9 protein-coding genes are annotated in these 12,499 nt (G+C 39.8%); 3 read left to right on the top strand and 6 right to left on the bottom strand.

Annotation, left to right across the window (positions count from 1 at the left end):
- Positions 1 to 7: 7 nt before the first annotated feature.
- The 5 genes from N6A79_RS00590 to N6A79_RS00570 form a co-directional block, all read right to left on the bottom strand.
- Positions 8 to 1,084, bottom strand: a complete 1,077-nt coding sequence (locus tag N6A79_RS00590; protein WP_262079421.1) for an ABC transporter substrate-binding protein — start codon at positions 1,082 to 1,084, stop codon at positions 8 to 10.
- Between the two features lie 78 nt (positions 1,085 to 1,162).
- Positions 1,163 to 2,599 carry an FAD-binding oxidoreductase gene (locus N6A79_RS00585; RefSeq protein ID WP_268546571.1) on the bottom strand — a complete coding sequence of 479 codons (1,437 nt, stop codon included), beginning with the start codon at positions 2,597 to 2,599 and terminating at the stop codon, positions 1,163 to 1,165.
- 290 nt (positions 2,600 to 2,889) lie between these two features.
- A complete protein-coding gene (locus N6A79_RS00580) occupies positions 2,890 to 3,204 on the bottom strand; it encodes a hypothetical protein (RefSeq protein WP_268546570.1) in 315 nt (104 codons plus the stop codon).
- A gap of 1,155 nt (positions 3,205 to 4,359) precedes the next feature.
- Entirely contained in the window at positions 4,360 to 4,950 is a 591-nt protein-coding gene (locus N6A79_RS00575; protein ID WP_246708241.1) for an ankyrin repeat domain-containing protein, read from the bottom strand.
- A 254-nt stretch (positions 4,951 to 5,204) separates the two neighbouring features.
- Entirely contained in the window at positions 5,205 to 7,307 is a 2,103-nt protein-coding gene (locus N6A79_RS00570; RefSeq protein ID WP_268546569.1) for an ATP-binding protein, read from the bottom strand.
- A 221-nt stretch (positions 7,308 to 7,528) separates the two neighbouring features.
- Here N6A79_RS00570 and N6A79_RS00565 point away from each other — a divergent pair, with 221 nt between their 5' ends.
- From N6A79_RS00565 to queE, 3 genes are all read left to right on the top strand, one after another.
- A complete protein-coding gene (locus N6A79_RS00565) occupies positions 7,529 to 9,049 on the top strand; it encodes a metallophosphoesterase family protein (RefSeq protein WP_268546568.1) in 1,521 nt (506 codons plus the stop codon).
- A 171-nt stretch (positions 9,050 to 9,220) separates the two neighbouring features.
- Complete coding sequence (queD, locus tag N6A79_RS00560) at positions 9,221 to 9,589, top strand: 6-carboxytetrahydropterin synthase QueD (protein ID WP_268546567.1); 369 nt, start codon at positions 9,221 to 9,223, stop codon at positions 9,587 to 9,589.
- Positions 9,590 to 9,601: 12 nt separating this feature from the next.
- Complete coding sequence (gene queE, locus N6A79_RS00555; RefSeq protein ID WP_268546566.1) at positions 9,602 to 10,324, top strand: 7-carboxy-7-deazaguanine synthase QueE; 723 nt, start codon at positions 9,602 to 9,604, stop codon at positions 10,322 to 10,324.
- A 153-nt stretch (positions 10,325 to 10,477) separates the two neighbouring features.
- On the opposite strand, the gene acs is transcribed toward queE, so the two are convergent.
- Positions 10,478 to 12,427 carry an acetate--CoA ligase gene (gene acs, locus N6A79_RS00550; protein ID WP_182418408.1) on the bottom strand — a complete coding sequence of 650 codons (1,950 nt, stop codon included), beginning with the start codon at positions 12,425 to 12,427 and terminating at the stop codon, positions 10,478 to 10,480.
- Positions 12,428 to 12,499 lie beyond the last annotated feature (72 nt).

The following is a 12,499-nucleotide window of genomic DNA, read 5'->3' as shown; positions in this document are numbered from 1 at the left end:
TTTTGGTTTAGCTCAAAAGCCACTGATTATAATCTGTGATGAGCTTTTCTTGATTGTCGCGCCAATATTTTGCATCAATCTGAATGCCTTTTTCACTATTGGCAGGGAAGCTTGGGCAATTTTTTGCAACATTTGGATCAATAAATTCAAAAGCATCAACTTGGGCAACACCGGCGGGGAAGAATTTCATGAGCTCGGCATTACGCTTGGCATCGGACGCAAAAATAATAAATTCACGGCAAAGATCAGCATTGGGCGTACCTTCCAAAATAGACCAATTATCCACGCCCCAAATATTTTGATCCCAAACAACACCAATATCGCTGCCAGCTGCAATGGCCGAATGTGCGCGTGAAACCCAAACTGGCACCATGTCGACTTCGCCAGATTGCAACATTTGCTCAACCTGCGCGCCACTTGTCCAAAAGACTTCAATTTCATTTTTGATTTGATCAAGCTTTTTAAATGCTCGCTCAGTATCGCAAGGATACATATTAGCAATATCGACACCATCGGCAAAAAGCGCTTCTTCAATCGTATCAAAGGGGTGACGACGCAAAGCACGGCGGCCTTCAAATTTTTCGATATCATAAAAATCAGCCCATGAAGCAGGAGCTTGCTTATTTTCAAAGGCTTCATTGCGATAAGCAAGGATTGTCGCATAAATATTATTGCCAACGCCCCATTCACTCATATATTTTTGCGGAATTGTTGAAATGACCGGATCACTTTCAAGGCCATGCTTTTGCAAATATTTGCGCTCACCAGAGGTTAAGACAAGAATGGTTGGCTGAGAAATTTTAGCCATATCCCAAGTATATGTGCCAGTTTCTACCATAGAACGGATTTGCGCTGCAGGCTCTGCATTCGCAGGCACACCAATAACCTCAATACCGGTTTTTTCAGTAAATGGACGATAGAATACTTCGGTGTAAGCCTGATTATAAATGCCACCATCATCTCTTACAGTAATACGTTTTTTACCCTGTGCTCGTGATGGGCTCCAAACTGCGGGGGCGGCAAGCGCTACAGTGCTAAAAGCACCAAGTTTCAATAAATTTCTACGCGATATTTGATTTTTCATTGCATTCTCCTCACTTAGTTTTGCTCTCCCCTCATCACAACCATGAAAGCTTTGAGCTTATTTTTACAAAAACATTTATTACATATCCGGCAGCAACACACCCGGATTCATTATATTTTTTGCATCAAAGGCTGATTTAATTGCCCGCATCATTTTTAATTCTACATCAGATTTAAAATGTGCCATTTCAGGTAAATGCATGCGCCCTATGCCATGCTCAGCGCTAAATGTTCCTTTATAAGACAAAGCCGCTTCATCAACCGCACGCCTAAGGCGTTGTGCTAATTGCTCACGATTTTCACATTTGTCCCAAACATCAAAAGATAAAAATGGAATAAAATGAATATTGCCATCACCAAGATGGGCAACAATAATAATTGGAAGGTTTTCTATGATTGCATGAACATTGGTTGTGGCATCTTCGATAAAATCAACGATAGCCGACAAAGGCACAGCGCAATCTGTTGTAAGCCCAATACCCGCCTTTTTATTTGCCTCCGAAACGCTATGACGAATTTCCCATAAATCAAAATACTGTTTTTGGCTTAAAGCAATGATCGCATCATCGACCAATTCATTTTCAAAGGCTTGCTCTAAAACAGTTTGTAAAAGGTCATTTAATGCAGCATCGGATGTGTTGTCCGATAATTCGATTAACAAATGCCAATTATGGTGTTCTTGCAGCGGTGAGCGGCGGTCTGCCACAAATTCAACCACCAAATCTAATTGGAAGTCATTCATCAATTCAAAAGCCGAAAGTTTTGCCCCACATGCCTGCTGAAAAAGCGGCAATAATTTCAAAACACTATCCAATGAAGAAAAGCCAAGCCATGCAAGGGCATGATTATGCGGCAAAGGGTGCAATTTTAATACTGCCTTGGTTATTATGCCAAGCGTACCTTCAGCGCCAATAAATAATTGCTTTAAATCATAGCCGGTATTATTTTTGCGCAAACCATTAAGCCCCGACCAGATACTACCATCGGCAAGAACAACTTCTAAGCCCAAGACATTTTCACGGGTATTGCCATAACGCAAAACCGATGTGCCACCGGCATTGGTTGCAATTGTGCCACCTATTTGGCATGAACCTTCCGCACCAAGGCTTACTGGATAATAGCGATCTACTTCTTTAGCTGCTTCGTGGATATTTGCTAAAATACAGCCAGCCTCGACCTCGATAGTATTGCCAATAACATCAACATTTAAAATGTGATTGAGCCGCTTTAAGCCGATAATCACTGCCTGTTTGCCACTATCATCGGCATTTTGGGGAACTGATCCTCCACAAAGACTGGTATTGCCACCTTGTGGCACAACGGCAATATCCAGCTCATAGCATAGTTTTAAAACCTTGCTTAGCTCATCCGTATTAGCGGGATATAAAATGCAAAGGGCCTCCCCCTCATATCTGCCGCGCCAATCCTGCGCAGCTATTGCAATTTCATCCCTATCGGTAACGACAGCCTGAGTGCCAATCAGCTTTGTTACATGATCAATAAATGCTCTTCCCATTTTAATCTCATTGCGATTAATGTAACTGCAATAAGAATACATCAATGAAAATGAATTACAATACTATTTTTTTTATAAACAGCTTATCTTCATTTTTCTTCATCTCACCGCGAGAAATTTTTGATTTTTTACCCATGCAAAAATCCACCGTGTTTAAAAACACAATGGTCAAAAATAGGTAGGCCTAAAACAACCAATAGCCTCACACTTTGATGTTGATCTAGCTAAAGAATAATTTTTGCAGCGAGGCTCAATCGGGTTAACATCCAATGAGAGCATAAATATCTTTGTTATTGTTTTATATTATATTTCGCGGCACAATAATTAATCCACTTTTGTATACGACTATTTTTGCTTTTTTCAGATAATTGGCCACTCAGTTCTATGCTGTAAGCAGTAATGTCGTCTTTTTTGATGGAACGGTCCAATTTTACCCCTTTATAAACACATTGATTATATTTGTTGCACAATGAAGTATTCTGTTGGCACCCTTTGTCAAGAAGATGAGCTAAAGAAACAACCCTTAGGATGCGATCGGCATCTAATGCACATGCGCTGCAAATCAATAAACTTCCAATAAATAGGATGTGCAATATTTTACGCATGATATTCCCTTAAAATGATTTAAATAAAAGCTAAACATTGATATAGTTAGATCGTGTTTGCCACGCATTATTTTTTAAACTTCGGCATTTTTCGTAAGTATATAATGCAATTTTAAAGTATATATAATTTGTCTTTTATAATATATATCGGTTCTTTAATAAAAAAACTTACGTGTTTTTACTTGTTTTTCTTTTGGAATTAGGATTTTTATAATCTATTTATATATTATTGCAATTTTTCACATACTAATAATTTTGGCTTTGTCGCATATCTATGAAGGAAAGTCCTTTGGGTTAACATCCAATGAGAGCATAAAATATCTTTGTTATTGTTTTATATTATATTTCGCGGCACAATAATTAATCCACTTTTGTATACGACTATTTTTGCTTTTTTCAGATAATTGGCCACTCAGTTCTATGCTGTAAGCAGTAATGTCGTCTTTTTTTATCGAATGGTCGAAATTCACCTTGTTATGAACACATTGATGATATTCATTGCACAATGAAGTACTATGGTGACACCCCTTCTCAAGTTTAGAAGCTAAACCAATAGCCCTCATGGGGCGATCGACATCTAATGCACATGCGCTGCAAATCAATAAACTTCCAATAAATAGCATGTGCAATATTTTACGCATAATATTTCCTTTAAATGATTTGAATAAAAGCCAAGCATTGATGGAACTGGATCGTGTTTATCACGCCTTGTTTTTTAAACTTCGGTATTGCTTTTTTATAAATATATAATGCCACTTTAAAGTGGCTATACTTTGTCACTTATAGTGTTAATCGGTTTTTTTAATAAAAAATTTAAGTGTTTTGTTAATTGGCCGCTATTGGTATTTGGATTTTGATAATCCATTTATATATTATTGCTATTTTTCACATACTAATAATTTTGGCTTTGTCGCATATCTATGAAGGAAAGTCATTCGGGTTATATTTCTTGTGCATCGGGAAATATATCATCAAGCATGTTGTCCCATCGCTTATCGAAATTACTCAGGCCAATCGACTAGTTTTGGCGATCATCAAATTCAAATAACAGTTTTATTTTATGGTGGCTTCTATGGATAGCAGTTTTCCATTTAATCCATGGCTTATCGCCTTCAAGTCGCGTAATGTCTTGAAGGCTGTGAAATAGATGAAGCTTTACCCTTGGACTTTTTCAAGAATGGCGACAATGTCCTTTTGGCCTTTTTGTTTTGCATGATCTAAGGCGGTGACACCATTTTTATCAGCAATTTTTGCATCTGCGCCATGATCTAATAAAATCTTGGTAATTTCGACATAATTTTTGCTACCATCGCCAAGAATGACCGTTTCGAGCAATGCCGTCCAACCAAGATTATTGACGTGATTGACATCAACGCCTGCTTCCAGCAAAGCTTTTACCGTTTCAACATGGCCGCGTTCACAGGCAGGAATAAGCGCTGTTCCGCCATAGCGATTAAGACTTTCCACATCTGCGCCATGCTCAAGGGTTAGGCGCAATATTTCTAAATGCCCACGTGCACCAGCATAAAGATAAGCACTATCTTGAATTTTATCCTTAGCATTGACGTCCGCGCCTGCCAAAATAAGTAGGCGAGCAATGTCAATGTCATTATTGCGGGTGGCAATTAATAAAGGGGTTGCGCCATCACTATCACGTGTTTCGATCGAAGCACCAAATTTTATCAATGCTTCAACATCGGTTTTATCGTTTTTTTGGACAGCTTCAATAAGCTGTTGCTCTTTAATTTTTTGACTTCTTGCCATAGCTGATCCTCCCCAAGCAATTGACATAATACCAAGCCCTAGACCTAAAGCTTTCAACATATTCTTGACCATTTTAAAATTTCTCCTCGCAACATTAAAATTTAAGAATATAGCATGGATATAATTGCGGGTAGTCTACAGATTATAGACAGTTTGTTTGTTAAATGAATGACAAAGCCGCATTTTAACAAAGTCTATTTTTACAAAATGCGGCTCGCTTCAAAGGTTAGTTACGCTCACATACCATTCATCAATAATAATGATTGAATAGATGCTTCTTTTTTCATTTCAATTTCAGTCTTTAGCATCTGCGCAATAGTTTTAGTATCTTCCACCGCCAATATATCGCATTTACGGGCAACAACGGCAAAATCACCAATGGTTAATTGCGTTAACCCCAAAACACTATCAGGCGCCTCACTTTTGAAATAGCGTTTAAAAGCAAATTGAATTTGGTCATAATTTAATGGCAAAAATTCAACTTTAAACAAAAACCGTCTAAAGACAGCAGGGTCTAACCGCTCAACCAGATTGGTTGTCACTGCAAAAGGCAAAGGGTGGCTTTCCATCCAAGTCAGCATTTCATTAACCTGACTAACTTCCCAACTGCGAATAGCACCTTCGCGCTTAAACAACAACGAATCTGCTTCATCAATGATCAAGAATTCATTATTTTCAGCAACCTGCTTGAAGATGTTGGCGATATTTTCTTCACTCCCCCCAACCCACATACTCAAAATATCTGATGCGCGCTTATGGGCTACTTTCATGCCAAGCTTATCGGCCAAATGGCGGGCAAAAAGTGATTTTCCTGTGCCTGATGCTCCCATAAACAAAAAGGATAATGGCTTTGGCCCGAGATGAACAATTTTTTCGACCAATTGCTTTAAATCCGCATTTGAATTGGCAAGCTCAATCTCGAATTTTTTTGCCTGCGCTTTATCCTTATCTAAAGCGTGAGGTACTTCACCGCCAAGCGCCTTAAACACCGAATGAACAGCAGAAACCGCCATCCGCCCATCACCGCCGCCCAAAGCCGCCGCTCTTAAGCCGCTTGCAAAAAGCGCAGGTGCTGCGGGTATCTTACTCAAAACCTCAAAGCTTTCACTATCAAGACGAACGCCATTTTTCTCAGCTTCTTGAGTAATAATCCGTTCGCGAATGGCTTTTGCTGGCTTTGGAAATTCAATAATACGCAGCATACGACGCAAAATAGTTTCGCCAAGCTTTTCCAAATCATTAACAATCCAAACTACTGGAATTTCGCTGCTTTCAACCAACCTATTCATAAAGACTTTGGAGCCAGCGCGACCACGTGGATCATAATTATCAATGCCGGCAAAAATATCATCGGCCTCATCAACAATGGCAACAACTCGACCTGCTTTTTTGCCAAGGGCAGATAAAAGCGATAAATGCACAAGTCGTTCATAACGCGATGGATCGGTTTTATTATCATCGCTTGCTTCACCAATAAAAGCAGCTCGTGCATCACTGTGCTCGGCTAACAGCTTGGCAAATTCAGTCTTACCGGTACCCGGGGCGCCATAAAGCAATATGCCAACGCCTTTTGCGCCCTTATCAAGACTACCACTTAATATACGAATAGCATCATCGCAATCTTGCGCCAAAAAATCATAATCGCTAAGGCTTAAGGTTGGTTTGGTTTGCAAGCCAACCAATTGGTTGCAAAGCTCGTCCATCTCAAAGCTTTCACCTTCAACGATTTTGATCAAAAGCTCAGATACGGTGCAGCTATCACCATGACGATCCTTAATCAGCCCCATTTGTATAAGATTTGAATCATCGCGCAATAATTCACGCATTTGCATGATATTTTTGCCAAGCACATCAGAAAGGTGCTTAAAATCTGGTTCACTGCGTAACCAACTATTATCATCAAAAGCTGATATCATTTTCATCAGTGGCAAAAACCGAACAAAGCGATAAACTGCATTTATAACAGCAACTTCATCACCATCTAATTTTAATATATCGGCGAGAATATCAAGACGCTTTTGCAAGTTTGATAGTCTAGGAACTGGCTGCTTTTGTTGAAAAATGGACGGCGTTAATGTTAAGCGAAAATCATCAATAGATAAACTCCCCTCTTCCAGCTTGACCATGCGATTAAATTCTGGGATCGAGAGACCTAATATAAGGTGATATTCCTCATACCAATTTAAAATTTCCTGATTAATTACATATTTATTGCGCTTCTTTGTACCATGCAAAATCCGCAAAAAATAATAGCCAATCATATAATATTCATAAGCATCGTCCCATAAATTAGCAGTATTTTGAGGCTGTTCTTGTTTATTAATTATATTATCCTGCATTATATCCTCTTTTTTCATGAGGGTGTCCTACCTAAGAAATATGACAAAATTTGTTATGGTCGAAACAAATTCGCTTTAAAACTGAGAGATAATAAAATAATTTGTACAATTTTTACTTGCTAAGACGTAGTTTCTTGGCCATTGTTAGCTTTCAATATCAAGCGTTACCGCCTTTATAAGATAGAATATTACTATTTTATAGTGAAAATAGAGGAATTTTCATGCAAAAAATAGCAATTTTATCCGATATCCATTTGCATGATATTTATTTCGGCTATGGTCTTTTTGAAGCAGGCAGTGGCGATCTTGGTTTGCGTAGCTTAAAAGATAGTATGGCTTCCACCCGCGTTTTTAATGAAAGTATTGCCGCTCTTAACAACGCTCTTAATGACATTCAAAAACGCGGCATTAAACATGTGGTGCTACTTGGTGATTTAACCGATGATGGACAAGCCCCCAATTATCAAGCATTAAAAAATATCCTCGATAAAATGTCTATGCGCTATCAAATGCAATTTTATGCGCTTTTTGGCAATCATGACTGTTTTGGCGATCAAGGAAAGCTAATTGAAAAATGGTTGGTGAAAGCCAGCGACCAACAGGGCATTCATGTAACCGGTAACAAGCAAGCGGAAGGCCATGTATTTTATAGCCCCGACATGGTTTGCTCGACAAAAGCCCAAGCGCTAGAATACACAAAGCATTGGGGGATGGGGGAAAACCCAAATTTTATTTACCACGAAACGCCTAAAAAATGGCTGCAAGCATCGGCGAAAAACACTGATGATTATAGTTTTTTAGCAAGTGATAGTTCTTATTTACTTGAAATAGAAGATGATATTTGGCTCATTTTATTGGATGGCAATATTGTACGGCAAGATAGGACTGGAAAATATATTTTGCATGCTAATGCTGCTTGGCAAAAAACGCTTGAATATCGCCCCTATATTGAAGGTTGGATTGCCGATATTGTAAGGCGCGGTAAGCAAAAAGGCAAAACAGTTTTGGCTTTTTCCCATTACCCAATGGTTGGTTTTCCGCGCCATGAACAAACAAATATGCTAGCGGGCGGTGTAAGCTGGGCAAAACGTATGCCAGCCTTAGCCTTTAGTGAAAAATTAGCAAAAACTGGTCTTTGTTATCATTTTAGCGGTCATATGCATGCTCTTGGGCATTCGCAATTTAATAACCTCCATAATTATGCCATGCCTTCAACTGTAAGCTTTCCCGCAGGTTATGGTATCATTGAAATTGATAATGGCAACATCACTATTAACGCCATTTTGCTTGAAAATGTTGAAAATTTCGAAATTGCCTTTCCACTTTATAAAAATGAACGCAACAGCCATTTTAAAGATACCGATTTTATCGGAGATTACCAAGGCTTTCTTTTATCTTCTATCCGTCATTTAATTGACCATAAATATTTAAAACGCGATTGGCCCCATGATTTTCTAGACATCAAAGAGCAATTGCTTATCGCATTCATATCACCCCGCGCACTGCTTTATCGATCGGTACCGCAAAAATTAACAATCTACCAATGCCTTATTGATTATTATCTTTTGCTTTTTGGCTCCTATTTCGCACTGCCCTATATAGATGAGGAAAATATAAATTTTTATCAAAGCCTGCCGGTATGCTTTAACGGAGAAGAATTTATAAAAAATGAGCAGTCTTTTATCTCACTAATCGATTTCTTAGGGATTATGAGCAAGCAAGCAAAATCTTTTACCGCTTAAAAGCCTTTACTTTTTGCTGTGCGAATGATAATCGCCAGCTTACGGTCGCAGCCTACCCGTTTAAAACAAGGACAACATTATGCTTAGAGTAAACTATGCGGTACCCCATACCGCTGGCATTGCTATTAATGTCGCAATTAAACCACGTTTTGACATAAGGTGGTTTGAACTATGTTTATAATTTCCAAAGAATTTCATTTTTCCGCATCGCATCAGTTGACAGCCTTACCGCAAAGTCACCCATGCGCCCGTTTACATGGCCATAATTATATTGTGGTCATTGAACTTGCCGCAGAAGATGTTGATGATTTTGGCTTTGTCGTTGATTATCGAGAACTGGCTTTTGCTAAAAAAATCATTGATGATGAATATGACCATCGCCATTTAAATGATGTTTTAGGCCATGATCGTGTCACAGCTGAAAATCTTGCCCGCCATTTTTTTGAGCGTTTCAAACCGCAATGCCCACAAATAACCGCGGTTAAAGTAAGTGAAACACCGAAAACTTGGGCTAAATATTGCCCTAAGCATAACGATTAACGGTATTGATCAATGACTGATACAATCCGCATTTGCGAAATTTTTGGCCCCACCATTCAAGGTGAGGGCGTACTTATTGGCATGCCAACGGTTTTTGTGCGTACTGGTGGCTGTGATTATCGTTGCGACTGGTGTGATACGCTTTATGCGGTTGAAAGTAGCTATCGCCAGCAATGGCAGCCAATGACAAGCAGCACCATATTAAACGAAGTTGAAAAACTATCCAATGGTCGTTCTATTATGGTGTCCTTATCGGGTGGTAATCCTGCTATTCAACCGCTTGATAATCTTATTCATACTGGCAAAGAGCGCGGTCATTCCTTTGCAATGGAAACCCAAGGCTCTATCGTCAAACCATGGTTTAAAGATCTTGATTGGCTGGTTTTAAGCCCCAAACCACCATCTAGCAAAATGCAATGCGACCGTACTATTTTAAAATCTGCAATAAAAGCTGCTAAAAATACCAAAGTCGTTTTGAAATTTGTCGTTTTCGATGATGTAGATTACCAATTTGCGCGATCAATTGGTGATGAGTTTTGCGATATAGATATTTATTTGCAGCCCGGCAATCACACGCCGCCGCAACCGCAAGACCTTGATGGTGAAATTGATACGAATGGCATCTTAAATCGCATGGAATGGCTGATTGACCGTGTCTGCCTAGATGGTTGGTTTAAAGCCCATGTCTTGCCGCAACTGCATGTTTTGATATGGGGCAATAAACGTGGCGTTTAAAGATGAATACTATACAAAAATTCTTTCAATCGGAATATGTGTAATAATAATTACAATTCTGAGACTATAGAATGTCAATCTGCATTAGCAAAGTTGACATTCTATTTTATAAAACTCTATGCAAAACCATTGCACAGTTTTGCATGAGATTTCTTAGCCAATTGCTTTGCGCCCAGCAATCAAATCATCAACAACTGCGGGATCGGCAAGGGTTGATGTATCACCAAGGCTTTCAAATTCATTTTCAGCAATTTTACGCAAGATACGCCGCATAATTTTGCCCGAACGGGTTTTTGGCAAGCCAGGTGCAAATTGAATTTTATCAGGTGTTGCAATTGGTCCGATATCTTTGCGCACATGTTGGATAAGCTCTTGGCGTAGTGCATCGGTTGGTTCAATGCCTTCCATCAAAGAAACATAGCAATAAATGCCTTGACCTTTGATTGCATGAGGGAAACCAACAACTGCAGCCTCTGCCACCGAGTGATCAGAAACCAGTGCGGATTCAACTTCTGCGGTACCAAGGCGGTGACCAGACACATTAAGCACGTCATCCACACGACCGGTTAGCCAATAATAGCCATCTTCATCGCGCCGACAGCCATCACCAGAAAAATATTTTCCCTTATAGGTGGAAAAATAGGTTTCAACAAAACGCTCATGATCTTTATAGATACTGCGCATTTGCCCCGGCCAAGAATCGGAAATGCAAAGATTGCCTTCACCCGCCCCTTCAAGTACATTGCCTTCTGCATCAACAATATCAAGCTTCACGCCAAAAAACGGCTTAGTTGCTGAACCGGGTTTAAGATCGGTTGCCCCCGGTAATGGCGTAATCATGTGGCCGCCAGTTTCCGTCTGCCACCATGTGTCAATTACCGGACAACGACCATCACCAACCACGTTATAATACCATTCCCAAACTTCAGGATTGATTGGCTCGCCCACTGTGCCAAGAATACGCAGGCTTGTACGCCTTGAGCGGGTGACAAACTCATCCCCTGCCCCCATTAACGAGCGAATTGCCGTAGGCGCCGTATAAAAAATATTGACTTTGTGCTTATCAACTACCTCCCAAAAACGGGCATTATCCGGAAAATTGGGCACACCTTCAAACATTAAGGTTGTAGCACCATTACATAATGGCCCATAAACAAGATAAGAATGTCCTGTAATCCAACCAGCGTCAGCCGTACACCAGTAAACTTCATTAGGGTGATAATCAAAAACATATTCATGGGTCATAGATGCATAAACAAGATAACCACCAGTAGTATGTAACACACCTTTTGGCTTACCAGTTGAGCCTGATGTATAAAGAATGAATAATGGATCTTCCGCCTTCATTTTGGCAGGTGGACAATCACCCTTCACATCAACCATTTCTTCATGATACCAGATATCGCGACCTGGCGCCCAACCAATTTTACCACCGGTTCGGCGCACCACCAATACTTGATTGACAATGGTATATTGGCGAGCAGCAATATCAATCGCAAGATCAACATTTTCTTTCAAATGAATGGGCTTGCCACCGCGTACACCCTGATCTGCTGTAATCACAAAGGTTGACTCACAATCCACCAAGCGGCCAGCTAAAGCCTCTGGCGAAAAGCCAGCAAATACAACCGAGTGGATCGCGCCAATACGGGCGCAAGCAAGCATCGCATAGGCAAGCTCTGGAATCATTGGCAAATAAATGGTAACACGGTCACCTTTTTTGACACCGCGCTTTTTCAACACATTGGCAAAGCGGCAAACATTATCATAAAGTTCGCGATAGGTGATTTTTTTATCGATATAGGGATTGTCACCTTCCCAAATAATTGCAATTTGATCAGCACGGCTTTTCAAATGACGATCAATACAATTATAGCTGACATTGGTAACACCATCTTCATACCATTTAATCGATACACGGCCTTTAAAACTGGTATTTTTAACTTTAGTGAATGGCTTATACCAATCTATCCTGCGGCCATGGCGCGACCAGAATGTATCTGGATCCTTGATACTCTCATCATACCATTTGGTATAGGTATCCGCATCAAGCAAAGTATTTTTCTTTATGCTTGATGGCACGGGATAAACTTTATTGGTCATATTTTCCTCCAAAAATGCGCTTGCCACACATGTTGATGATGCAATCCTCATGCATCATGCAAATGGCAATCC

This window comes from Bartonella sp. HY761 (assembly GCF_026743145.1).
Taxonomy (GTDB): domain Bacteria; phylum Pseudomonadota; class Alphaproteobacteria; order Rhizobiales; family Rhizobiaceae; genus HY038.
The sequence above is the reverse complement of the archived record's forward strand: the minus strand, read 5'-3'. Positions and strand labels throughout refer to the sequence as shown.

Coding starts and splice junctions, on each gene's coding strand:
- N6A79_RS00590 (WP_262079421.1), bottom strand. CDS start 1,084: ATGAAAAATCAAATATCGCGTAGAAATTTATTGAAACTTGGTGCTTTT.
- N6A79_RS00585 (WP_268546571.1), bottom strand. CDS start 2,599: ATGGGAAGAGCATTTATTGATCATGTAACAAAGCTGATTGGCACTCAG.
- N6A79_RS00580 (WP_268546570.1), bottom strand. CDS start 3,204: ATGCGTAAAATATTGCACATCCTATTTATTGGAAGTTTATTGATTTGC.
- N6A79_RS00570 (WP_268546569.1), bottom strand. CDS start 7,307: ATGCAGGATAATATAATTAATAAACAAGAACAGCCTCAAAATACTGCT.
- N6A79_RS00565 (WP_268546568.1), top strand. CDS start 7,529: ATGCAAAAAATAGCAATTTTATCCGATATCCATTTGCATGATATTTAT.
- queD (WP_268546567.1), top strand. CDS start 9,221: ATGTTTATAATTTCCAAAGAATTTCATTTTTCCGCATCGCATCAGTTG.
- queE (WP_268546566.1), top strand. CDS start 9,602: ATGACTGATACAATCCGCATTTGCGAAATTTTTGGCCCCACCATTCAA.
- acs (WP_182418408.1), bottom strand. CDS start 12,427: ATGACCAATAAAGTTTATCCCGTGCCATCAAGCATAAAGAAAAATACT.